At 72.1% G+C, this 21538-nt stretch carries 23 protein-coding genes; 12 read left to right on the top strand and 11 right to left on the bottom strand.

Translation table 11 applies throughout. From position 1 onward, the window contains the following. Window positions 1-49: 49 nt before the first annotated feature. Both DFJ66_RS30435 and DFJ66_RS43050 read left to right on the top strand, forming a co-directional pair. A complete protein-coding gene (locus DFJ66_RS30435; protein WP_121226202.1) occupies window positions 50-892 on the top strand; it encodes a DegV family protein in 843 nt (280 codons plus the stop codon). Between the two features lie 49 nt (window positions 893-941). After that, a complete protein-coding gene (locus DFJ66_RS43050) occupies window positions 942-1097 on the top strand; it encodes a hypothetical protein (RefSeq protein ID WP_170199745.1) in 156 nt (51 codons plus the stop codon). On the opposite strand, the gene DFJ66_RS30430 is transcribed toward DFJ66_RS43050, so the two are convergent. Genes DFJ66_RS30430 through DFJ66_RS30420 form a run of 3 tightly spaced genes read right to left on the bottom strand, consistent with a single transcriptional unit; the run spans window position 1094 to window position 3202 of the window. Continuing rightward, the gene (locus DFJ66_RS30430; protein WP_121226200.1) at window positions 1094-1612 is read right to left on the bottom strand and encodes a hypothetical protein; all 519 of its coding nucleotides are present in this window, start codon (window positions 1610-1612) and stop codon (window positions 1094-1096) included. The two genes, DFJ66_RS43050 and DFJ66_RS30430, sit on opposite strands and share 4 nt — an antisense overlap. 7 nt (window positions 1613-1619) lie before the next feature. After that, entirely contained in the window at window positions 1620-2213 is a 594-nt protein-coding gene (locus DFJ66_RS30425; protein ID WP_147459404.1) for an OmpA family protein, read from the bottom strand. An 8-nt stretch (window positions 2214-2221) separates the two neighbouring features. Then, window positions 2222-3202, bottom strand: coding sequence for a coiled-coil domain-containing protein (locus DFJ66_RS30420; RefSeq protein ID WP_147459403.1), 981 nt, complete (start codon window positions 3200-3202; stop codon window positions 2222-2224). A 318-nt stretch (window positions 3203-3520) separates the two neighbouring features. Between DFJ66_RS30420 and DFJ66_RS30415 the strand changes: the two genes are divergently transcribed. Next, the gene (locus DFJ66_RS30415) at window positions 3521-4267 is read left to right on the top strand and encodes a class I SAM-dependent methyltransferase (protein ID WP_121226194.1); all 747 of its coding nucleotides are present in this window, start codon (window positions 3521-3523) and stop codon (window positions 4265-4267) included. Beyond that, the gene (locus DFJ66_RS30410; RefSeq protein ID WP_121226192.1) at window positions 4264-5748 is read left to right on the top strand and encodes a 1,4-alpha-glucan branching protein domain-containing protein; all 1485 of its coding nucleotides are present in this window, start codon (window positions 4264-4266) and stop codon (window positions 5746-5748) included. Before DFJ66_RS30415 ends, DFJ66_RS30410 begins: the two co-directional genes overlap by 4 nt. A gap of 25 nt (window positions 5749-5773) precedes the next feature. On the opposite strand, the gene DFJ66_RS30405 is transcribed toward DFJ66_RS30410, so the two are convergent. After that, on the bottom strand, window positions 5774-6004 hold the full coding sequence (locus tag DFJ66_RS30405) for a hypothetical protein (protein ID WP_121226190.1): 231 nt from the start codon (window positions 6002-6004) through the stop codon (window positions 5774-5776). A gap of 54 nt (window positions 6005-6058) precedes the next feature. On the opposite strand from DFJ66_RS30405, the gene DFJ66_RS30400 reads away from it, so the two are divergent. Further along, the gene (locus tag DFJ66_RS30400; RefSeq protein WP_121226188.1) at window positions 6059-7309 is read left to right on the top strand and encodes a glycosyltransferase family 4 protein; all 1251 of its coding nucleotides are present in this window, start codon (window positions 6059-6061) and stop codon (window positions 7307-7309) included. Between the two features lie 3 nt (window positions 7310-7312). Here DFJ66_RS30400 and DFJ66_RS30395 read toward each other — a convergent pair whose 3' ends face one another. Beyond that, window positions 7313-8251, bottom strand: coding sequence for an NADP-dependent oxidoreductase (locus DFJ66_RS30395; protein ID WP_121226186.1), 939 nt, complete (start codon window positions 8249-8251; stop codon window positions 7313-7315). 66 nt (window positions 8252-8317) lie between these two features. Between DFJ66_RS30395 and DFJ66_RS30390 the strand changes: the two genes are divergently transcribed. Then, complete coding sequence (locus DFJ66_RS30390; RefSeq protein ID WP_121226184.1) at window positions 8318-8725, top strand: winged helix-turn-helix transcriptional regulator; 408 nt, start codon at window positions 8318-8320, stop codon at window positions 8723-8725. Between the two features lie 7 nt (window positions 8726-8732). On the opposite strand, the gene DFJ66_RS30385 is transcribed toward DFJ66_RS30390, so the two are convergent. Continuing rightward, entirely contained in the window at window positions 8733-9458 is a 726-nt protein-coding gene (locus DFJ66_RS30385; protein WP_121226182.1) for an SDR family oxidoreductase, read from the bottom strand. Window positions 9459-9564: 106 nt separating this feature from the next. On the opposite strand from DFJ66_RS30385, the gene DFJ66_RS30380 reads away from it, so the two are divergent. Further along, window positions 9565-10404, top strand: coding sequence for a LysR family transcriptional regulator (locus DFJ66_RS30380; RefSeq protein ID WP_121226180.1), 840 nt, complete (start codon window positions 9565-9567; stop codon window positions 10402-10404). A 311-nt stretch (window positions 10405-10715) separates the two neighbouring features. Here DFJ66_RS30380 and DFJ66_RS30375 read toward each other — a convergent pair whose 3' ends face one another. Continuing rightward, window positions 10716-11459 (bottom strand): acyltransferase, encoded by a 744-nt coding sequence (locus DFJ66_RS30375; protein WP_121226178.1) that lies wholly within the window; start codon window positions 11457-11459, stop codon window positions 10716-10718. Window positions 11460-11494: 35 nt separating this feature from the next. On the opposite strand from DFJ66_RS30375, the gene DFJ66_RS30370 reads away from it, so the two are divergent. Beyond that, window positions 11495-12442, top strand: a complete 948-nt coding sequence (locus DFJ66_RS30370; protein ID WP_121226176.1) for a nucleoside hydrolase — start codon at window positions 11495-11497, stop codon at window positions 12440-12442. On the opposite strand, the gene DFJ66_RS30365 is transcribed toward DFJ66_RS30370, so the two are convergent. The 4 genes from DFJ66_RS30365 to DFJ66_RS30350 are packed head-to-tail and all read right to left on the bottom strand — an operon-like array spanning window position 12416 to window position 16194. Next, entirely contained in the window at window positions 12416-13570 is a 1155-nt protein-coding gene (locus DFJ66_RS30365; protein ID WP_121226174.1) for a THUMP-like domain-containing protein, read from the bottom strand. The genes DFJ66_RS30370 and DFJ66_RS30365 overlap by 27 nt on opposite strands. A 1-nt stretch (window position 13571) precedes the next feature. Continuing rightward, window positions 13572-14528 carry a class I SAM-dependent methyltransferase gene (locus DFJ66_RS30360; protein ID WP_121226172.1) on the bottom strand — a complete coding sequence of 319 codons (957 nt, stop codon included), beginning with the start codon at window positions 14526-14528 and terminating at the stop codon, window positions 13572-13574. Beyond that, the gene (locus DFJ66_RS30355; RefSeq protein ID WP_121226170.1) at window positions 14518-15297 is read right to left on the bottom strand and encodes an enoyl-CoA hydratase/isomerase family protein; all 780 of its coding nucleotides are present in this window, start codon (window positions 15295-15297) and stop codon (window positions 14518-14520) included. The genes DFJ66_RS30360 and DFJ66_RS30355 overlap by 11 nt, the downstream gene beginning before the upstream one ends. A gap of 57 nt (window positions 15298-15354) precedes the next feature. Continuing rightward, the gene (locus tag DFJ66_RS30350; RefSeq protein WP_121226168.1) at window positions 15355-16194 is read right to left on the bottom strand and encodes an ABC transporter ATP-binding protein; all 840 of its coding nucleotides are present in this window, start codon (window positions 16192-16194) and stop codon (window positions 15355-15357) included. 79 nt (window positions 16195-16273) lie between these two features. Between DFJ66_RS30350 and glgX the strand changes: the two genes are divergently transcribed. The 4 genes from glgX (at window position 16274) to DFJ66_RS30330 (ending at window position 21427) form a co-directional block, all read left to right on the top strand. After that, window positions 16274-18406, top strand: coding sequence for a glycogen debranching protein GlgX (gene glgX, locus DFJ66_RS30345; protein ID WP_121226166.1), 2133 nt, complete (start codon window positions 16274-16276; stop codon window positions 18404-18406). Between the two features lie 910 nt (window positions 18407-19316). After that, the gene (locus tag DFJ66_RS30340) at window positions 19317-19895 is read left to right on the top strand and encodes a cysteine dioxygenase (protein WP_121226164.1); all 579 of its coding nucleotides are present in this window, start codon (window positions 19317-19319) and stop codon (window positions 19893-19895) included. Continuing rightward, entirely contained in the window at window positions 19892-20278 is a 387-nt protein-coding gene (locus tag DFJ66_RS30335) for a rhodanese-like domain-containing protein (RefSeq protein ID WP_121226162.1), read from the top strand. Before DFJ66_RS30340 ends, DFJ66_RS30335 begins: the two co-directional genes overlap by 4 nt. Window positions 20279-20314: 36 nt before the next feature. Next, window positions 20315-21427 carry a tetratricopeptide repeat protein gene (locus DFJ66_RS30330; protein WP_121226160.1) on the top strand — a complete coding sequence of 371 codons (1113 nt, stop codon included), beginning with the start codon at window positions 20315-20317 and terminating at the stop codon, window positions 21425-21427. Window positions 21428-21538: the final 111 nt, after the last annotated feature.

The following is a 21538-nucleotide window of genomic DNA, read 5'->3' as shown; positions in this document are numbered from 1 at the left end:
TGGTGGCGGCGTTACAGCCCATCCCCCTACTGGGCTAGGGTCGGCAGACATGTACCGCCGGGTTGCGATCGTCACCGACTCCACCGCGTGCCTGCCGCCGCAACTGACCGAGAAGCTCGGCATCACCGTGGCGCAGATCCAGGTCCGCATCGGGGACTGGGTGGACGACGAGGTGCGGGTGCCCGTGCCCAAGCTCGTGGACGCCATGCGCGACGCCGTCGAGGTGTCCACCACCCCGCCCGACCCGGGCGCGTTCTTCTGGGCCTACGCCGACGCGGCGGCCTCCGGCGTGGACGCGATCGTGTCGCTGCACGTCTCCACCGGGTTGTCGCAAACCGTGGAGATGGCGCGGCAGGCCGCCGGGCAGGTGCAGGTCCCGGTGCACGTCGTGGACACCAAGACGTGCGGCATGTCCCTCGGGTACGCGGTCGTGGCGGCGGCCACCGTCGCGTCGGCCGGCGGTGACGTGCAGCGCGTGCTGTCGGCGGCCCAGCACAGCTTCCACCGCAGCACCGAGCTGATCTACGTGGACACCCTGGAGTACCTGCGGCGCGGTGGGCGCATCGGCGCGGCGGCGGCGTTCCTCGGGTCGGCGCTGTCCATGAAGCCGCTGCTGACCATGGTCGACGGGCACATCGCGCCGCTGGAGAAGGTGCTCGGGGCGGAGCGGGCGGTGCGCAAGATGGTCGACATCGCCATCGAGCGGGCCGGTGACGCGCCGGTGGACATCGCCGTGGAGCACTTCGACGCGCGGGAGCGGGCCGAGACGGTGCTGGCGCAGCTGCGGACGAAGTTGCCGAACCTGCGGCGGTTCCTGGTGACCCAGGTCAGTTCCGCCATCGGGGCGCACGTGGGTCCGGGGGCCGTGGGCGTGACCGTTTCGCCGGTTTAGGAACCCGAGGCGGCGTTTGCCCGTTGGCCTGATCGGGAAGGTGATGGTCATGGCATCGCTGTTCAGCAAACTCAGCGCGTTCGCCCGCAGTCCCCAGGGACGGCGGATCACCGAGCAGATCAAGCACGCCGCACGCGACCCGCACACCAGGGCCAAGGCGCAGGAGATGCTGCGGAAGCTGCGCAGCAAGCGGCACGGCCGCTAGGTGGTGCTGCGCTTGCGGGCTTCCTCGAAGGTGCGCAGGTAGCGCTGCCGGAACTCGGCCGGGTCGGGCAGCTCGACCACGGGCGGTTCGGGCTGCGCGGGCACCTCGGCGACCGGCTCGGGTTCCGGCTCGGGCGCGGGTTCCGGCAGTTCGACCACCACGGGCTCGGGCTGCGCGGGCACTTCGACCACAACCGGCTCGGCTGCCACCTCGGGCTCCGGTTCGGGGTCGTTCAGCACCGGGTCGAGGTCGGGGACCAGGGTCAGCGCCGGGCGCACGGGCTCCGGCGGGCGTTCGGTCACCGGCAGGCCCATCACGGGGTTGCGGTGGATCGGCTTGGTCGCGTAGTCCTCCGGCGGCCACACGATGTCCAGCCGCAACTCCAGGTCGGGCACCGGGGGCGCGGGCGGCGCCACCGGCTCCGGCTCGCGTCTGAGCAGGTACGCCGTCAGCCCGCAGCCCGCCGCGAACGACAAGGCGCACAACCCGAACACGAACACGACCGCCCCGGACATGACCCTCCTACCCGACGAGGACGTCGACTTGCGGACCGCCGTCGGACGGCGGGCCCCACACCGGGTCCACCACGACCTCGGTGCTGATCGCCTCCGCGGGCACGCCCCGCGCCACCAGGAAGTCCCGCACGAGCGCCGCGCGCCGCATCGCGAGGACGTCGCACCGGTGGGTGACGGTCTCCCCGTTCCACGCGTGCGCGACCAGCGTCACCACCGCGCCGGGCACGCCGCCCAGCAGGTTGCCCACGCCGGTCTGCACGGCCTCGCCGCGCCCGACGTGGTCGGTGGTGCCGGGCGCGAAGGTGATGCCCTTGACCCCGTTGCTGGAAAACAGGCTCAGCACGTTCTGCCGGACCAGCTCCGGTGACGGCGGTGGGGGCGGCGGTTGGGCGGGCTCGGGCGTCGGCCGGGTCGGCAGCGGCAGCTTCGTGGGCGGCTTGACCAGGTGGCTCGGGGTCGCGGGCGTGGAGGAGAACGGCAGCGCGCCGGTGATCTCCTCGCCGTAGACGGTGAACCCGAACGCGGTCACGGCCGCCGGGATGACGACCGCGGCGACCGCGAGGGGCAGCAGGGGGCGTCCGCCGCGGCCGCCCCCGGTCATCCGGGCCATCAGGCGCCCATCCGTTCCTCGTCGGAGACCACCTGCTCGACCCGGTCCTGCTCGGGGATGAGGGAGGGCATGCGGTCGGCGGCGGCGGCCAGCGCCGCGCGGGCCGCGGTGAGCTGGGCGGCGACGGTGCGGCGCAGTTCGGTGAGCTCGTCGGTGCGCTCCTGGATCTCGGCGATCCGGCGCTGCGCCTCCCGGCACGCCATCTTGATCACGAACTCGGCCCGCGCCTTGGACAGCTCCTCCTGCTCGGCGAAGTGCTGGGCGGCCTCGTTGCGGCGGTGGGTCATCTGGAGCTCGAAGTACTTCTGCGCCTTGGCACGCCGGGCCTCGGACTCCTCCTCCAGCCGGTTGCACTGCTCCGCGGTCTCGCGCAGCAGGCGGTCGGCGTCCTCCTGCGCGCGGGCGACGGCGGCGGCGCACTCGGCCTCGACCTCGGCGACCCGCTGCTGGAGGTGGTGCTCGGTCTCGACCCGGCGGCGCTCCACGTCGACCTCGCGCTGGTCCAGCTCGGCGGCGCGGCGGGCGGCGGCCTCGCGCAGCTCGCGGGCGTGGGCCTCGGCGTCGGCGCGCAGCGCGGCGACCTCCTCCTCGGCGGCGCGGCGCTGCTCGGCCAGCTCGACGTCGGTGCGGGCGCGCAGCGACTCGACCTCGCGCTCGGCGCGCAGCCGCAGCTCGGAGGCCTCGTCCTCGGCCAGCACCAGCATCCGGTGCAGGCGCTCGGCCGCGCCGGTGGTGGTGTGGGGCGCCAGCTCCAGCCGTTCCACGCGCGCCCGCGCCTCGTCGAGGTCGCGGCGGGTGATCTCCAGCAGCTTGCGCAGGTCGGCGGCCTGGGCCAGGGCTTCCTCGCGGTCCAGGCTGGTGTAGCGCAACTGCTCCTCGAGGTGTTCGAGCTGCTCGATCACCTGTCGGCGGTGAAAACCCCGGTAGACGACGTCGAAATCCGCGTGCAGCGGAACAATCTCCGGCTCTTTCGCACTCATGGCCGCCCCACTCGCTGGAAGATTCGCCAGAGGATACCCAGCGTGAGAGTGCCGAACCAGCACGTTGCGAGCCAGTCGACCACTACGTCCGAGCGTCGCGCGCACCCGCCACCCTGCGCAAATATTCCCCCAAGTGATCATCTGATCGCAGGATTGTGTCACCCGATGGTGTTATTTCAGGTTTGCCGCGCAACTTTTCGACAATGCGCGCACGAGGACGCGTCCGGTAATCGAATCAGAATGGTTCACACTAATTAGTGACACCCGATCCGGCAAGCCGATGGCTACCGGCCAGTAACCAGCGACTACGCTGGCCGCGTGACCGTCGAGCCGCTGCCCCTCACCGGTGAGCGCACCGTGCCCGGGATCGCCGAGGAGAACTACTGGTTCCGGCGCCACGAAGCCGCTTATCTCGATCTTGTGCACCACTGCGCCGGCGCGGTGGTGCTGGAGGCCGGCTGCGGCGAGGGCTACGGCGCCGCGCTGATCGCCGCGCACGCCGCGCGGGTGGTGGCGCTGGACTACGACCAGCTCACCGCAGAGCACGCCGCCCGCGCCTACCCGGAGCTGGCCGTGCTGCGCGGCAACCTGGCGTCCCTGCCGCTGCGCGACGCGAGCGTGGACGTGGTGGCGAACCTCCAGGTCATCGAGCACCTGTGGGACCAAGCCGGTTTCCTGGCCGAGTGCGCCCGCGTGCTGCGGCCCGGCGGGCGGCTCATCGTCACCACGCCGAACCGGATCACCTTCTCCCCCGGCCGCGACACCCCGCTCAACCCGTTCCACACCCGCGAGCTGAACCCGGACGAGCTGGCCGAGCTCGTCGTCGGGGCGGGCTTGGAGCTGGAGCTGCTGGCGGGCCTGCGGCACGGCCCCCGGCTGCGCGAGCTGGACGCCCGGTTCGGCGGGTCGATCATCGACGCGCAGGTCGCCGTGGTGGTCGAGGGCGACGAGTGGCCGGCGGACCTGCTGGCGGCGGTGGCGGACGTGCGCAGCGAGGACTTCGAGATCACCACCGACGACCTCGACGCGAGCCTGGACCTGGTCGCCGTGGCGGTGCGCCCGTGAGCCGCCCGGACACGCCGACCGAGGGGACGTTCTGCCTGGTCCTGCACAGCCACCTGCCCTGGCTCGCCCACCACGGCGCGTGGCCGGTCGGCGAGGAGTGGCTGTACCAGGCGTGGGCGCACTCGTACCTGCCGGTGGTGGACCTGCTGGAGCGCTTCGCCGCCGAGGGCCGCGAGGACGTGCTGACCCTGGGCGTCACGCCGGTCCTGGCCGCGCAGCTGGACGACCCGTACTGCCTGCGCGGGGTCCACGACTGGCTGGGCAACTGGCAGCTGCGCGCGCACAGCGCAGCGTCCCGGCTGCCCGACCTGGCCGCCCGCGAGCACCGGGCGTCGCGGTGGGCGCTGGAGACGTTCGAGACCCAGTGGCGGCACGGGTTCTCCCCGCTGCTGCGGTCCCTTGTGGACAGCCGGGTGATCGAGCTGCTGGGCGGCCCGGCGGCGCACCCGTTCCAACCGCTGCTCGACCCCGGGCTGCGGGCGTTCTCGCTGCGCACCGGCCTGGCCGACACCCGGCTCCGGATCGGCGCCGCGCCCGAGGGCATCTGGGCGCCCGAGTGCGCCTACGCGCCCGGCCTGGAGGACGGGTACGCGGCGGCGGGCGTGCGGCGGTTCCTGGTGGACGGCCCGTCCCTGCACGGCGACACCGCGGCCGCCCGGCCGGTCGGCGGCTCGGACGTGCTGGCGTTCGGGCGGGACCTGGAGGTGTCCTACCGGGTGTGGTCGCCCAAGGTCGGCTACCCCGGCGACCCGGCCTACCGCGACTTCCACACCTACGACCACCCCAGCGGGCTCAAGCCGTCCCGGGTGACCGGCAAGGGCGTCGCGCCCGAGGACAAGAAGCCCTACGAGCCCGACGCGGCGGCGGACGCCGTGCGCCGGCACGCCGCCGACTTCGTGGACCACGTCGTGCGGCGGCTGCGGGCCCTTCGCGAGCAGCACGGGAAGCCGTCGCTGGTGGTCGCCGCGTACGACACCGAGCTGTACGGGCACTGGTGGCACGAGGGTCCGCTGTGGCTGGAGGCAGTGCTGCGGGCGCTGCCCGAGGCGGGCGTGCGGGTGACCACGCTGCGCGGGGCGGTCGAGGCCGGGCACGTGGGCACGCCGGTCGAGATCCCGCCGTCGTCGTGGGGCGCGGGCAAGGACTGGCACGTGTGGAACGGGCCGCAAGTGTCCGACATCGTGGACTTGAACGCGCGGGTGCAGCAGGAGCTGCTGTCGCTGGACCTGGGCGGCACGACCCGGAACCCGGTCGCCGACCAGGCCGTGCGGGAGGCGCTGCTGGCGCTGTCGAGCGACTGGGCTTTCATGGTCACCAAGGACTCGGCCGCCGACTACGCCCGCTACCGGGCCAAGGTCCACGCGGACCGGTTCGCCGAGCTCGCGGCGGCCCTGCGCCACGGCCGGGGGCACGCACGGGCGGCCGAACTGCGGCTGCTCGACGGTCCCTTCGGCCACCTCGACGCGCGGGGACTGGCGTGACGCCCGCCCCCGCCCGTCCGTCCGCTCAGACGCCGGAGCCCAGGTTGCTGCCCCCGCGCCCCTCCACGCGCTCGGCGATCCCGGCCGCGCCGGGGTTGTCGATCCGAGCCTGCGACACCGGGTCCGCCTTGGACCTGCCCCGCGTGTCGGCCGGCCGCTCCAGACCCGCCCGCTTGGCGCGTGCCCGCCGGTCGACCACCAACGCGATGGCGATCAGCACCGCGGCGAACAGGACCCCGTACACCCAGGTCTGCATGGCAGCCCTCCCCTCAGTCACCTCGAGGGTATCCAGGAAATGCGAGGATGCGGCATGCGCGTGCTGATGTTGTCCTGGGAATACCCGCCGGTCGTCGTGGGCGGGCTCGGCCGCCACGTGCACGCGCTGGCCACCCAGCTCGCCTCGCAGGGCCACGACGTCGTCGTCGTCTGCCGCCAACCGACCGGCACCGACGCCATCACCCACCCGACCACGGACTCCACGGCGGACGGCGTGCGGCTGATCCGGGTCGCCGAGGACCCCGCCCACCTGGTGTTCGAGCGCGACCTGGTCGCCTGGACGCTCGCCATGGGCCACGCCATGACCCGCGCGGGTCTGAACCTGCTGCGCGGGTGGCGGCCGGACGTCGTGCACGCCCACGACTGGCTCGTCACCCACCCCGCGATCGCGCTGGCCGAGGCCGCGGGGGTGCCGCTGGTGGCGACCGTGCACGCGACCGAGGCCGGGCGGCACAGCGGGTGGCTGTCGCAGACGCTCAACCAGCAGGTGCACTCCGTGGAGTGGTGGCTGGCCAACCGCGCCGACGCGCTGATCACGTGCTCGTCGGCGATGCGCACCGAGGTCGCGCACCTGTTCGAGGTGGACGCCGAGCAGGTCACCGTGCTGCACAACGGGATCGAGCCGCGCCGGTGGCGGGTCCGGTCCGACGACGTGGCCGCCGCGCGGGCGAAGTACAGCTCGGACGGTGCGCCGCTGCTGCTGTTCTTCGGGCGGCTGGAGTGGGAGAAGGGCGTGCAGGACCTGATCGCCGCCCTGCCCCGCATCCGGCGTGCCCACCGGGGTGCGCGGCTCGTGGTGGCCGGCGAGGGCACGCACGGGCAGTGGCTGGTGGAGCAGGCGCGCAAGCACAAGGTGCGGCGCGCGGTGGACTTCGTCGGCCACCTGTCCGACCGCGAACTGGCGGGCGTGCTGTCGGCGGCCGACGCGGTCGTGCTGCCCAGCCGGTACGAGCCGTTCGGGATCGTGGCGCTGGAGGCCGCCGCCGCCGGGACGCCGCTGGTGGCGTCCACGGCCGGCGGGCTGGGCGAGGTCGTGCTGGACGGGGTCACCGGCCTGTCGTTCGCGCCCGGTGACGTGGAGGCGCTGGCCCGGGCCGTGCGGTCGGTGCTGGACGACCGGCCGTCGGCGGTGCGGCGGGCCAAGGCCGCGAAGGCCCGCCTGGCCACCGACTTCGACTGGACCCGCATCGCCCGCGACACCGCGGCGGTCTACGAGCGGGCCGCCGTGCACGACCACGGCCCCCTGGGCCGGCCCAAGATCGCGACCGGCAACGCGTTCCTGTAGCTCTCAGACGGTCAGGACGATCTTGCCGGTGGTGCGGCCGGCTTCGCCGAGCTCGTGGGCCTTGCCGACCTCCTCCAGCGGGAACGTCTCGGCCACGACCACGCGGAGCTCGCCGTCCTCGACCAGGCGGGCCACGTGCTCCAGGGCGGTGTGGTCGGCGGTGACCATGACCGTCTCGACGCGCACGCCCAACGGCTCGGCCTTGACCCGCAACTCGTCCACGATCGTCGGGTTCACCACGGCGAGGTAGGTGCCGCCGCGCTTGAGCACGCGCAGCGAGCGCTCCTCGTAGTCCTCGCCGCCGATGAGGTCCAGCACCACGTCGACCGGCTCGATCGCGGAGAAGTCCTCGGTCCGGTAGTCGACCAGCTCGTCCGCGCCGAGTTCGCGCAGCAGGTCGTGCTTGCCCGCGCTGGCGGTGCCGATGACGTACGCCCCCAGCGACTTGGCCAGCTGCACCGCGAGGTGCCCGACCCCGCCGGCGGCGGCGTGCACCAGGACCCGCTGTCCCGCCTGGAGGTTCGCGGCCTCGGTGAGGGCCTGCCAGGCGGTCAGCACGGCCAGCGGCAGCGCGGCGGCCTCCACGTGGTCGAGGCTCGCGGGCTTGCGGGCGAAGTGCCGGGCCGGCGCGGTGACGTACTCGGCGTACGCGCCGCCGACGTCGGGGAAACCGGGCAGGCCGAACACCTCGTCACCGACCCGGAACCGGTTCTCGCCCGGGAACACCTCGGTGACCACGCCGGACACGTCCCAGCCCAGGACCAGCGGCGTGCTGAACCAGTACCCGTGCTGACGGACCTTCCAGTCCACCGGGTTCACGCCCGCCGCGTGCACCTTGACCACGATCTTGCCCGGCGCGGCGGTCGGCTTGTCGGTCTCGACCTGCTCCAGCGCCTCGGTGCCGCCCAGGTCGTTCAAGAGGATCGCTCGCATCTTCGTCATGCGGAAAGGATCATCGAGGGTGGTACCCGTTGTGAAGAAGGCACCTGAAAGGTATATAGGTACCTCATGTATACCGTTCCCGACCTGCGCGAGCACGGCGGCGCGGACGCCTTCCTCCGCAACTGCTCGTCCCGCGCCGTGCTGGACCTGCTGACGAACAAGTGGGTCTGCCTGGTCATCGGGGCCCTCCGTCCGGGCACCATGCGCTTCGGGGAGCTGCGCCGGCGACTGGACGGCATCACCCAGAAGATGCTCACCCAGACGCTGCGCGAACTCGAACGCGCCGGCCTGGTCCACCGCGACCTGTACCCGAGCGTGCCGCCGAAGGTCGAGTACAGCCTGACCCCGCTCGGCCAGAACGTGGGCGTGCTGATGGACGCGATCCGCGTGTGGGCGGAGGACCACATCGACGACATCCGCAACGCCCAGCTCGCCTACGACGCCCGAGCGAACGAGGAGCTCCAGCCGGTCTGACCCGGGGTCACCACGGCACCGCGCCGGCGTCGTCGAAGAACCCGCCGGTCGGTCCGTCGTCGGGCAGGGTCGCGAGGTGGATCGCGATCGCCGCGCCCTGGCTCGCGGTGCGGACGCCCTGGAAGCCGTTGAGGTCGGTGGCGGTGTAACCGGGGCAGCCGGAGTTGACCAGGATGCCGGTGTCGGCCAGTTCCTTGGCGTACTGGACGGTGAGGGCGTTGAGGAAGGTCTTGGACGCCAGGTAGGCGACCGGAACCTGACCCATGTCGATGCCGGGCGTGGTCTGGAGGGCGAACGAGCCGACGCTGCTGGAGATGTTCACGATCCGCGGCGACGCCGAGGCGCGCAGCATGGGCAGCATCGCGTTGGTGACCCGGATGACCCCGATCACGTTGGTCTCCACGACGGTCCGCACCGTCGCGGGTTCGACCGTCGTGGGCGTCTGCGGCACACCCCCGACAATCGCGGCGTTGTTGACCAGAACGTCGAGCCCTCCGACGCGGTCGGCGACCAACTCGGCCGCAGCCGCCACACTTTCGTCGTCCGCCACGTCGAGCGGCACGCCGAACGCGTCGATCCCGTCCGCCCGCAACTTCTCCACCGCGGTGTCACGGCGCTCCGCATCCCGCGCCCCCACCCCGATCTGCCAGCCGAGGGCACCCAGGCCCGCGGCGATCTCGTATCCGATTCCCTTGTTCGCACCGGTCACCAGCGCGATCGTCTGTCCACTCACGCCACCCAGCGTCGTGCGGACCCCGGTGGCACGTCCAAGACCGACTGGGTGGGCGGCGATACCGCACGGATATCGACCGTGGTGAGCGCCCGGATACGATGCCGCGGTGGAGACGCGCGAGTTGCGGTACTTCGTCGCCGTCGCGGAGGAACTGCACTTCGGACGCGCGGCACAACGTCTCGCCATGGCGCAACCCCCGCTGTCCCGCGCGATCCAGCAACTCGAACGCCGACTCGGCGTGGTCCTCCTCCACCGGACCGCTCGCGCGGTCACCCTGACCGAAGCAGGATCGGTCCTCCTGCGCGAGGCCCGAGCCGCCCTGGACGCAGTCGACGCCGCCGAACGCCGCACCCGCCGAGCAGCCGCGCAACACCCCGGCGTGGTGCTGGCCACAAAAGCCGGAGCAGCCGGCGAACTCCTGTCGAACCTCCTGGCCGCCTACGCCACCGAACCCGACGCGGTCCCCGTCGAGGTCGTGCTGTGCGGCCCCGGCGAACAGGAGGGCCTACTCCGCGACGGCCGCGCCGACGTCGCCCTCCTCCAGCACCCCTTCGACACCACGGCCGGACTCGACACCGAGGCCCTGCACACCGAACCGCAGGTCGTGATCCTGCCCGCCGGCCACCCAATGGCCGACCGCCCCCACCTGTCGATGACCGAGGTCACCACCCTGCTGGACCTACCCCTGCCACGCTGGCCAAGACGAGACGGCAGCTATCCCGACGGCCCCGGCCCACAGGTGCGCGACCACACCCAACTGTTCCAACTGATCGCCCTCGGCCGGGCGTGCGCGCTCGTCCCCGAGTCCGTCGGAGCCCACCTGCGCGACGACCACGCGACCGTGCCGGTACCGGACGCACCGGCGGTCACCACCGTCATCGCCTGGCCACCACACAGCAGATCCAAAGCCGTAGCCGACTTGGTCCGCACCGCAACCCGCCTTTAACCCACGCCCGGCCACTCCGCACTCACCTTTGCGCCGCAGGCGCACGCCCGAAGGGCGCCGCGCTTTCGCCATGCTGCCAAGCCCACAGGAAGGGCCTCGGTTTCTTTCCCCCGTACGGCCTGGGCGCAGCCCAACCGCGCTTGGCCCGTTTGTGCAACCAGCTTTACCGGTTGCTCAAACGGGCCAAGTGTGGTTGCCTCCGGCAGGCCGTACGGGGGAAAGAAACCGACGCCCTTCCACCCCCGGGGGCCTGCCCAGCGGCGAGCGCCCGCTTTTCAGCTTTTGATCTTGATAGCCAGAGGCATTAGGCGTTAAGCGTTTTGAGACTTCTCCAACGCTTCCTTCGCCTTGCGCGCCATATCAGCCACCGCCGCCCGACGCACCGCGTCCGCCTCGTAATCCTCGCGCCGGTCCTTCACCACCCGAGCCGGGATGCCCACCGCGATCTTGAAGTCCGGCACGTCCCCCCGCACCACCGCGTGCGCACCCAGCACGCACCCACGCCCCACCCGCGTCCCCCGGGTGACCGTGACCTTGGTGCCCAGCCAGCAGTCCGGGCCGATCCGGACCGGTGACTTCACGATGCCCTGGTCCTTGATGGGCAGGTTGATGTCCGCCGTCACGTGGTCGAAGTCGCAGATGTAGACCCAGTCCGCGATCAGCGTGGCCGCGCCGATCTCGATGTCCAGGTAGCAGTTGACGGTGTTGTCCTTGCCGAACACCGCCTTGTCGCCGATGCGCAGCGAACCCTCGTGGCAGCGGATGGCGTTGCCGTCGCCGATGTGGACCCAGCGGCCGATTTCCAGGCGGCCGTAGCCGGGGCGGCAGTGGAGTTCCACGTTCTTGCCGAGGAAGACCATGCCCCTCAGCACCACGTGCGGGTTGGTCAGGCGGAACTTCAGCAACCGCCAGTAGCGGACCAGGTACCACGGCGTGTAGGCGCGGTGGCGCAGGACCCACTTCAGGGACGCCACCGTGAGGAACTTCGCCTGCGCCGGGTCGCGCCTGGTCCGACGCCACCTCGTCCACACCGGCGCGCCCCACATGCTCGTCACGCGGGCACTGTAACCCGCGCGGCAGGATGGGTGGCGTGACGATCCCCCTGATCATCGACACCGACCCCGGCGTGGACGACGCCCTCGCGCTCGCGGTCGCCGTCGCCAGTCCCGAGGTGGACCTCCTCGGCGTGACGACCGTGTTCGGCAACGTCGGCCTGGACAAGACCACCCGCAACGCCCTGCGCCTGATGACCCTGCTCGGCCGGGACGACATCCCCGTCGCGGTGGGCGCGGAACGGCCGCTGGTGCACCCCCAGCCGCACGTCTCCCGCGCGCACGGGGCCGACGGGCTGTCGGGGTTCGCCGACACCCTGCCGGAACCGACCGCCGAACCCGACCCCCGGGACGCGGTGACGTTGATGAAGGACCTCCTGGAGGCCTCGCCCGAACCGGTGACGATCGTGCCCATCGGTCCGCTGACGAACATCGCACTCCTGTTGGCCGCACACCCGCGCCTTAAAGAGCGCATCGCGCGCCTTGTGGTGATGGGTGGCGGCATCAGGGGCGGCAACATCACCGCGGCTGCGGAGTTCAACCTGTGGTGCGACCCCGAGGCCGCCCGCCGGGTGCTGGTCGAGGAGCAAGTCCCCACCACGCTGGTCACGATGGACCTCACCAAGCGGTGCGCGGTCAGTTCCGAGTGGCTCCAGGAGGTCGGGAAATCGTCCGAGATCGGCGCGAAGCTGGTCGGCCTGACCCCGGACTACCTCGCCGCCTACCAGCGCTTCCTGGGCTGGGACGGCATGGCGGTGCACGACGCCGTCGCCGTGGCGGAGGCTGTGAAGCCCGGAATCCTGGCCACCCAACGCTTCCCGGTCGAGGTGGAGTGCGCGTTCGGGCCAGGCCGAGGCGGGCTGCTGGTGGACGAACGGTTGGAGACGCCCAAGGACATCGGGCTCGACATCGCCGTGGACACCGACCTGGACGCCCTGCGCGGGTTCCTCTTCGAGCGCCTAAGTGCGTTCGGCGTGCGCCAATAGGTACACCGGACGGCGGCCGATGCGGGTCAGCACGACCGTCATCGAGCCGCCACCGGACAGCTTCAACCTGGGCCGCAACGCGTTGGGGTCGACGTCGAGCCCACGCACCAGGATCTCCAGCTTGCCCACGTCGTGCGCACGCAGCACGGCCCTCAGCGTCTTCTCGCTGTAGTGACCGTGCTCGACCACCCGGAACGCGCGGATACCGGCCGGCGGCACGGGTCCGGTGAGGTAGGCGATCCGCTCGTCGAGCTGCGCCAAACCGTGCCTGTGGGCGTACTGCCGCACAAGACCGGCCCGCACCACGGCGCCATCCGGGTCCACCAGCCACTCCTGCGGCTCGGTGACCGGGCACTCGTCGGGCTCGGCGTCGGTGATCGTCCACGCCTCGCCCGTGGACCGCAGGACCGACGCCCGCCGCGTCACGCCGGGCGTGGCCAGGCCCCGGGTCCACAGGCACGCCTCGCGCACGTGCCCGTCCAGCGACACCAGCTCGACCTCGTCGGCCCACGGAGCAACGGCGAAGTCCACGCCCGGCGCGCACTTCACGGCCAGGTCGCGGTCGGCGTAGGCGGCGGCCAGCTCGTCCAGCGGAGGGGCGAAGTCGGCCGGGTACCACGTCCGGCGTCCACCGGAGTCCCGCCGCGCCGGGTCGGCCACGACGGGGACGTCCCGGGAGACCGGTTTGAGCGCGTCGGCCCGCAGGACCGCGTGCGAGCCGCGCAGGTTGTGCCGGGCCATCGCGGCCCGCACGGGGTCGAGGTCGGAGCCGAAGGAACCCTCGGGCAGCGCGGCCAGGTCCGCCCCGATCGAGCACGTCACGTCGTGCGCGACCCGCCCGGCGAACCGCTCCGCCCGGTGACGGGCGACCTCGCGCGGGGTGGCCTGCTGGAGGGCGTCGTCGGTGAACAAGCCCTCGGCGAAGTCCACCTTGGACACCGCTTTGCGGCGCAGCAGCACGGTTTCCAGCACCGCGCCCGTCTGGTCCGGGGACACCTGCCGCGCGCGCTTCACGTCGTCCAGCCGCGACGCAGGCGTCAGCGGCAGGTCCGCCAACGCCGACAACGCGGCGCACCCGGCGTCGGAACGCAGGTACGCCACGTCGTCGAGGCTGAACGCGTAGCCCACGTCAGGCGACCGGCTTGCGGCCCGTCACCGAGACGTTGTAGAAGACCTCCCGCGGCAGGACCTTGGCCAGCACCTTCTCGTCCACCCACGACAGCCGCTGCCAGGTGCGGTAGGCGAACATCGCCCACCCGAACCCGAGCTTCTCGCGCGGCACGGCCGCCTCGAACGTGCGCACCGGCCAGCCGAACAACGCCGCCGACAGCTCCTCGGTGACCGCCTTGACGTGCACCGCGCCCGCGCCGCGAGCCGTGCGCTCCAGGTCGGACGGGTCGAACGTGTGCAGGTCGACGACGGCTTCCAGGGCCGCCGCGCGGGAGGACTCGTCCAGCTCCTCCTGCGGGCGCCGCCAGTCGTTGAGCGGGCCCAGCTTGGTGACGTTGGTGGTCAGCCACCAGGTGAGCTGGCCGAGCTTGCGGGCGTAGAAGTTGCCGATGTTGGTCGGGTCGCCCGCGAACACGAACTTGCCGCCCGGCTTGAGCACGCGCAGCACCTCGCGCATGGCCGCGCCGACGTCCGGGATGTGGTGCAGCACGGCGTGACCCACGACCAGGTCGAAGGTGTTGTCGTCGTACGGGATGCGCTCGGCGTCGGCGACCCGGCCGTCCACGTCCAGGTCGAGGTTCTTGGCGTTGCGCAACGCCACCTCGACCATGCCCGGCGACAGGTCGGTCACCGAACCCTTCTCGATGACACCGCCCTGCATGAGGTTGAGCAGGAAGAACCCGGTGCCGCAGCCCAGTTCCAGGGCGTGCGCGTAGGGGCCGGTGTCGCCCGCGACGGCCCGGAAGCGGTCCGTGGCGTAGGTGATGCAGCGCTCGTCGTAGGAGATCGACCACTTCTCGTCGTACGTGCCGGCTTCCCAGTCGTGGTAGAGCACGTTGGCGAGCTTGGGGTCCTTGTACGCCGCCTGGACCTCTTCGGCGGTGGCGTGCGGGTTCGGCTTGGGATCAACGGCCACTGAACTTCGCCTTCCCCGGGCCGTTCTCGATGAACGACGCCATGCCGGTCTTCTGGTCCTCGGTCGCGAACATCGCGGCGAACAGCTGGGACTCCAGCTTCAGGCCGTTGCCCAGGTCGGTGTCCAGGCCGCCGTCGATCGCGGCCTTGGCGGCGGCGTAGGCGACCACGGGGCCGTTGACGAATTGGCCGGCCCACCGCTTGGCGGCCTCGTACACGTCGTCGGGCGCGACGACCTCGTCCACCATGCCGATCCGCAGCGCTTCCTCCGCGCCCACGAACCGGCCGGTGTAGATCAGGTCCTTGGCCTTGGACGGCCCGATCAGGCGCGGCAGCCGCTGCGTGCCGCCCATGCCCGGGATGACGCCGAGCAGGATCTCCGGCTGGCCCACCTTGGCGTTGTCGCCCGCGATGCGGCGGTCGGCGCACAGGGCCAGCTCGAACCCGCCGCCCAGGGCGTACCCGGTGATCGCCGCCACGGTCGGCTTGGGGATCTCCTCGACCGCGCGCAGCGACGACTGGAAGGCGCTGACCTTGGCCTGCATGTCGACGTAGGACTGGTCGGCCATCTCCTTGATGTCCGCGCCGGCCGCGAACACCTTGGGGCCGCCGTAGACGATCACCGAGTAGACGTCCGCCCGCTGGGCGGCCTCCTGCGCGGCGGCCCGGATCTCCTCCTGGACCTGCCGGTTCAGCGCGTTCATCGGCGGCCGGTTCAGCCGGATGGTGCCGATCCCGTCCTCGACCTCGAGGTTCACGAACTCCGCCACGAAACACCCTCCGTGTCGTCTGCCGACGCCGCGTCGCGTCGATGGGCCAATGGGAGGTTACCCCTGGGTAGCTTTGCGGCGCGCGAAGTACCGGTCGCCCGCCTTCTGCAGCTCCAGCGGCTGGTCGAACGTCTTGGACAGGTTCTCCTCGGTCAGCACCTCGTCCAGCAGGCCCTGCGCCACGATCGCGCCCTCGCGCAGCAGCAGCACGTGCGTGAAGCCCGGCGGGATCTCCTCGACGTGGTGCGTGACCAGCACCGTCGCCGGCGCGTCCGGGTCCATGGCCAGCTCCGACAGCCGTGCCACGAGATCCTCGCGGCCACCCAGGTCCAGGCCCGCCGCCGGCTCGTCGAGCAGCAGCATCTCCGGGTCGGTCATCAGTGCCCGCGCGATCAGCGTGCGCTTGCGCTCGCCCTCGGACAGGGTGCCGAAGGTGCGGTCCGCCAGGTGCTCGATGCCGAACTGGGCCAGCAGCTCCTTGGCGCGGCCCGTGTCCAGCTGGTCGTACTCCTCGCGCCACCGGCCCAGCACCGCGTACCCGGCGCTGACGACCAGGTCGGACACCTTCTCCTCGGCCGGGATGCGCCCGTTGAGCGCCGCCGAGGACAACCCGATGCGGGGGCGCAGCTCGAACACGTCGGTCCGGCCGATGCGCTCGCCCAGCAGGTGGACCTTGCCCTTGGTGGGGTGCAGCTCGGCTGCGGCGAGCCGAAGCAACGTCGTCTTGCCCGCGCCGTTGGGGCCGAGCACCACCCAGCGCTCGTCCAGCTCCACGCTCCAGTCGACGTCCCCGACCAGCGTGGTCTTGCCCCGTCGAACCGAAACACCCTGCATGTGGATGACCAGATCTTCGTTTTCCACGCTACCCTCGCCCCGTCGATGCCCAGCTCCCGACATTCTTGTGCACCGCCCGACGCACGAAGGCGGCAGGGCCAGCCATCCCCACTTTGTCGGTGGTCCCTGGGAAGATCGGGGCATGGCACTCGACACGTCCCTGCTCGCAGGCCGGCCCTTCCCGCTGGGCGCGCACCCCGAAGCCGGTGGTGTGCGGTTCGCGGTGTCCGCGCCGCCCGCCGACGCCGTCGAGGTGTGCCTGATCAGCGAGGACGGCGGTGAGCAGCGGGTGCAGCTCACCGAGCGCACGTTCGGCGTGTGGCACGGCCTCGTGGCGGGTGTCACACCGGGTCAGCGCTACGGCTACCGGGTCCACGGCCCGTACGACCCGGCGCGGGGGCTGCGGTGCAACCCGGCCAAGCTGCTGGTCGACCCGTACGCGAGGCGGATCACAGGCGCGTTCACGGATCTCCAGGCCGCCCTCGGCTACGCGGTGGACCCGATGCACGGGCCGCCGTCGTCGGTCGACTCGCTGGGCAGCGTGCCGCTGTCGGTGGTCACCTCGCCGGGCGGGCCGGACACGGGCGTGAAGCCGGAGGTGCCGTTCGAGGAGGCGGTGGTCTACGAGCTGCACGTGCGGGGGTTCACCAAGCGGCACCCGGCCGTGCCGCCGCACCTGCGCGGCACCTACCTGGGGCTCGCACACCCGGCGGTGGTCGAGCACCTGGTCCGGCTGGGCGTCACCACGGTCGAGCTGCTCCCGGTGCACGCGTTCGTCGACGAGCCGGCCCTGATCCGCGACGGCCGGCACAACTACTGGGGCTACTCGCCGCTGAGCTACTTCGCCCCGCACCCCGGGTACGCCAGCGAGCCGGGGCGCGAGATCGAGGAGTTCCGCACGATGGTCGCCGCCCTGCACGCGGTGGGCATCGAGGTGCTGATCGACGTCGTCTTCAACCACACGTGCGAGGGCGGCCCGGAGGGTCCCACCCTGTCCTACCGCGGTTTCGACGCCCCCGGCTACTACCTCCACATCGAGGGCGGCGGCAGCACCCTCGACATCACCGGCTGCGGCAACACCCTGGAAGCGGGCTCCCCCCAGGTAGTCCGCCTGGTCACGGACAGCCTGCGCTACTGGACCACCGAACTGGGCGTGGACGGCTTCCGCTTCGACCTGGCTTCGACGTTGGGCCGCCCCCACGGCGGCCGCTTCGACCGCGCCTCGGCCATGCTCACCGCCATCACCACCGACCCCGTCCTGTCCCGCTGCAAGCTGATCGCCGAACCGTGGGACGCGACCGGCGACGGTTACCGAGTGGGCGACTTCGGCGTGCAGTGGGCGGAGTGGAACGGCCGCTACCGCGACACCGTCCGGGACTTCTGGCGCGGCCACACCGGCGTCCGCGACCTGGCCTACCGCCTGTCGGGCTCGTCGGACCTGTACGCCGACGACCTGCGCCGCCCGTGGCAGTCCATCAACTTCATCACCGCGCACGACGGCTTCACCCTGCGGGACTTGGTGTCGTACAACGAAAAGCACAACGAGGCCAACGGCGAGGACAACCGCGACGGCACCAACGACAACCGTTCCTGGAACTGCGGTGCGGAGGGCGAAACCACCGACCCGGCCATCCTCTCCCTACGCGCCCGCCAGGCCCGCAACCTCCTGGCCACTCTCCTCTTCTCGACCGGCACCCCCATGCTCACCGCCGGAGACGAGCTGTGGCGAACACAGGGCGGCAACAACAACGCCTACTGCCTGGACGACGAGACGTCGTGGGTCGAGTGGAAACTCACCGCAGATGCGGAGTCGATGCTCGCCTTCACCCGCCGCGTGATCGCTCTCAGGGCGGACAGCCCGGCCCTCCGCCAGCCGGAGTTCTTCGACGGCCGAACAACCCCGTCCGGCGCGCCCGACCTGGTGTGGTTCCGCGCCGACGGCGAGGAGATGGCGGAAACGGACTGGTTCGACGACAGCCGCCGCTTCCTGGGCATGTGGATCGACGGCTCAACGTCCCTCTCCCGAACCCGCGAGGGCGAACTGGTCTCCGACGACTCCTGGCTCCTGCTCCTGAACGCGTCCCCGAACCCCCAGGAGGTAACCCTCCCGGGCCCCGAATACGGCACCACCTACATCCCGGCCCTGGACACCACAACCCCAGACGGCACCCCCACCACCCCAACCCCCAAACCCCCCACCACCCACCTAACCCTCCACCCCCGCTCCCTACTCCTCCTCCGAGTCCCCGAACCCACCCCTCCGACTCGTCCCTGACCAGCCCTTGCGGGAACCACCCGATCGAGCGACATACAGAATCCGCGACCAACTCCGGCCTCACACGTCCCGAAGAATGAGGAACGCGGGAAGCCGGCCCCGTCCCCACTCCCCTCCCCCTCGCACCCCCAAGCCGCTCCCCACACCCCCGCCCCTCCCAGCCACCAACTCCCGCCCCGGTCGCCACCCGCCCCGCCCCGCCGCCGTCGTCGCCCGCCCCGCCGCCGTCGCCGGCCCGCCCGCCCACCGTCGTGCGCCCCGGCCCATCCGCGCCGCCGCCTCGCGCCGCCCCAGCCGCCCCCTCCGCGCCCGGCCCCGTGCGGCCCGCCCGCGCCATCCCCGCTGCGCCGTCCCGCCCGCGCCATCCCCGCCGCGCCATCCCCGCCGCGCCGCCCGCGTCCGCGCCGCCCGCATCAAGCGCCGCCCGCATCAAGCGCCGCCCGATCCGCGCAAATCCCGCCGACATCCCAAATCCGGATGCGGCCGCAGCTCCGAAGCCATCGCGGGCGCAGGTCCGGGGCGCGATCGCGTGTGCGGGAGCGATCGCGGTGCCGAGCGGTCACGGATGCCGGAGCGGTCGCGGGTGGTGATCGGGTGTGGTGGGCGGGGGGGCGTGGTGCGAGGGGTGGGTGCGTCGGGGTCCGAGGCAATCCTGGCTGGTGGGAGCGGGTGCGGTGGGGCCTGGGCTCGTGGCACGATGCGCGCGTGGCCCGCCCGTTGTTGCTCACCTGGTGTGACCGCACGATCGACCTCCTGCTGGTGGCGTCGTGCGGGTGTAGCCGGACGCGGCGTGGTGGTCGGTTCGTCGTTCCGCACACCGAAGTGGGTTGAAGCCCGCTCCGCCACGTCGCGTCGTGATCGCCGAAATCGCTACCCGTGCCCGACCGTAGCCATCAGGAGCGACCACACCGTGACTTCCGCACTCGCACGTGCCGACCTGCACCCGGCTCTCGACGTGCCCCTCCTGCGCGACCTCATCCACCCCGACCGCGCGCTCTGGACCCCGCGTGAACTGCGCGAGCTGACCTCCGTCGTCGCGAGCGAACTGACCACGCCACTGCTGTCCGTCCTCGAGTACCACCCCGACCAGCGCTGGTGGGCCCGCCTCGGCCTCACCGAGGGCGTCGAACTCTGGCTGCTCTCCTGGCTCCCCGGCCAAGGCACCGAGCCCCACGACCACGGTGGCGCCGCCGGGTCCTTCACCGTCCTCACCGGACGTCTCCACGAGGACTACCGCTACCCCGGCGGCCCCGTCCGGGAAGCCACGCGCGAGGTCGGGGACGCCATCGGGTTCGGCGCGGGTCGTGCGCACCAGGTCGTCAACCGCAGCACGGTCGGGGCGGCCAGCGTGCACGCCTACTCGCCGCCGCTCGTGCCGACCCGCGAGTACCCGAGCCTGCTCGACATCCCACCCGAGATCCCGCCACTGCCCGCGCACCGCCTACCGTTGGAACGCCTGCGGGAACTCGCCGACCAGGAGGGGCCGTGAGCGCCGAAGCACTGCTCGAAGAAGCCCGGCGGAGCCTGCGCCGGGTCACGCCCGAGGAACTGCCGAACCTGACCAACGCGCTCGTCGTCGACATCCGCCCCCGTCACAACCGGGCCGCCGAAGGGGAGATCCCCGGCTCGGTGCCGGTCGAGCGGATCGTGTTGGAGTGGCGGCTCGACCCGCACGGCGACCACCGCATCCCCGGGTTCGACGCCGACACGACCGTCGTCGTGCTGTGCAACGAGGGCTACGCCTCCAGCCTCGCCGCACGCGACCTCCAGCGCGTCGGACTGCCCAACGCGACCGACCTCGTCGGCGGGTTCCGCGCGTACGCCGCCGCCGGGCTGCCGGTGCGGGAAGGTGCCAGCGAGGCCGTCACCTGAGGGAACCGCCGGGCGGGCGGTAGCGTCTTCAGGCTTGTGTGGAAGGTGCTGACGGCGGTCGTCGTCCTCGTCCTGGTGGTCTGGGACTACCGCTCCGCCCCGGCCGGCCTGGCGGGTGCCGCGTGCGGTGCGCTCGCCGCGATGGCGTTGCTGCAGATCGGGTTGCTGCTCGGGGCGCTCGTGTGGCGCACGCGGGTGACGGCGGTGGTGATCGGGGTCGGCGGCGAGGTCCGGACGTGGAACCGGCCGGGGCTGCGGATCGTGTTGCGCAACGTCCCGGTGCTGATGTCCGTGGGCATCACCGCCGGTCGCGCGCCCGTGCGGCGGCGGATCTGGTCGACGTCGTGCACCTCGGTGCTGCTGACGGCGTCGTCGGTCGCCGCGTGCTGGGTGTTCCTCGACGGGCCGTTCGCCCGCGGCCTCGCGGTCGCCGGGACCGCCGTGGTGGTCAACGCCCTCGTGCCACGCCGGAGCGCGGGCAACACGTCCGCCGGCTGGTTCCTGTTCACGCTGCCGCGCCTGAAGGGCCGGGTGGTGGCCGAGCTCGAGGCCGCGCCCCTGGTGACCGCCGCGTCCGACGCCCTGGAGGCCGGTGACCTCGACCGCGCCGAGGAGGTGGCGGAGCGGCTGATGGCGGCGCACCCGACGTTGCTGTCCGCGATCGGGACGAAGGTGTCCGTGCTGACGATGCGCACCCGGTACGCCGAGGCGCTGCACATGGTGAGCAACCTGGTCGGCCGGACGGACCTGGACCAGCGGGACATGGCGTTCGTGATGGCACAGATGGCCAGTTCGACGGCGAACGCGATGGAAGCCGGGCAGCTGCCGCTGGAGGTCGGGTTGGGTGCGGCGAAGCGGGCGTCCGAGGGTGCGGTGCAGCTCGGGTACCCGCGGTACCGGGCGACTGGGACGTTGGCGCAGCTCGCACTGCTGGAGGACGACGTGCCGCGGGCGATCGCGCTGGCCGGGCAGGCGCGGCAGACCGCCGAGACGACGCTGAACCGCGCCGACGCGCTCGCCACCCTGGCCCGCGCGCAGATGGCCGGCGGCGACAACGCGGCGGCGCGCCGGACCTTGGAGGAAGCCCGCGAACTGGCCGGCTGGATGCCCCGCGTGGCCGAGGTGAGCGCCCGCCTCGACATCTCCTGACCCGTCCGCACCTCCGGACCCACCGCGAGCAGCGCCGCCACCATCCACTCCTCAGCTGCCGCAGCCCACGCGCCCTCGGCTCACCCGCCGCCGGGCACCGCCGCCCGACCT

Source organism: Saccharothrix variisporea, from assembly GCF_003634995.1.
GTDB lineage: Bacteria > Actinomycetota > Actinomycetes > Mycobacteriales > Pseudonocardiaceae > Actinosynnema > Actinosynnema variisporeum.
This window is presented reverse-complemented; position numbering and strand designations above follow the sequence as displayed.

Bases quoted from the DNA above. Each gene is read 5' to 3' on its own strand.
- DFJ66_RS30420 (WP_147459403.1), bottom strand. From the start codon at position 3,202: ATGAGTGCGAAAGAGCCGGAGATTGTTCCGCTGCACGCGGATTTCGAC.
- glgX (WP_121226166.1), top strand. From the start codon at position 16,274: ATGGCACTCGACACGTCCCTGCTCGCAGGCCGGCCCTTCCCGCTGGGC.
- DFJ66_RS30405 (WP_121226190.1), bottom strand. From the start codon at position 6,004: ATGCAGACCTGGGTGTACGGGGTCCTGTTCGCCGCGGTGCTGATCGCC.
- DFJ66_RS30425 (WP_147459404.1), bottom strand. From the start codon at position 2,213: ATGACCGGGGGCGGCCGCGGCGGACGCCCCCTGCTGCCCCTCGCGGTC.
- DFJ66_RS30390 (WP_121226184.1), top strand. From the start codon at position 8,318: ATGTATACCGTTCCCGACCTGCGCGAGCACGGCGGCGCGGACGCCTTC.
- DFJ66_RS43050 (WP_170199745.1), top strand. From the start codon at position 942: ATGGCATCGCTGTTCAGCAAACTCAGCGCGTTCGCCCGCAGTCCCCAG.
- DFJ66_RS30430 (WP_121226200.1), bottom strand. From the start codon at position 1,612: ATGTCCGGGGCGGTCGTGTTCGTGTTCGGGTTGTGCGCCTTGTCGTTC.
- DFJ66_RS30400 (WP_121226188.1), top strand. From the start codon at position 6,059: ATGCGCGTGCTGATGTTGTCCTGGGAATACCCGCCGGTCGTCGTGGGC.
- DFJ66_RS30350 (WP_121226168.1), bottom strand. From the start codon at position 16,194: ATGTCGGGAGCTGGGCATCGACGGGGCGAGGGTAGCGTGGAAAACGAA.
- DFJ66_RS30395 (WP_121226186.1), bottom strand. From the start codon at position 8,251: ATGACGAAGATGCGAGCGATCCTCTTGAACGACCTGGGCGGCACCGAG.
- DFJ66_RS30435 (WP_121226202.1), top strand. From the start codon at position 50: ATGTACCGCCGGGTTGCGATCGTCACCGACTCCACCGCGTGCCTGCCG.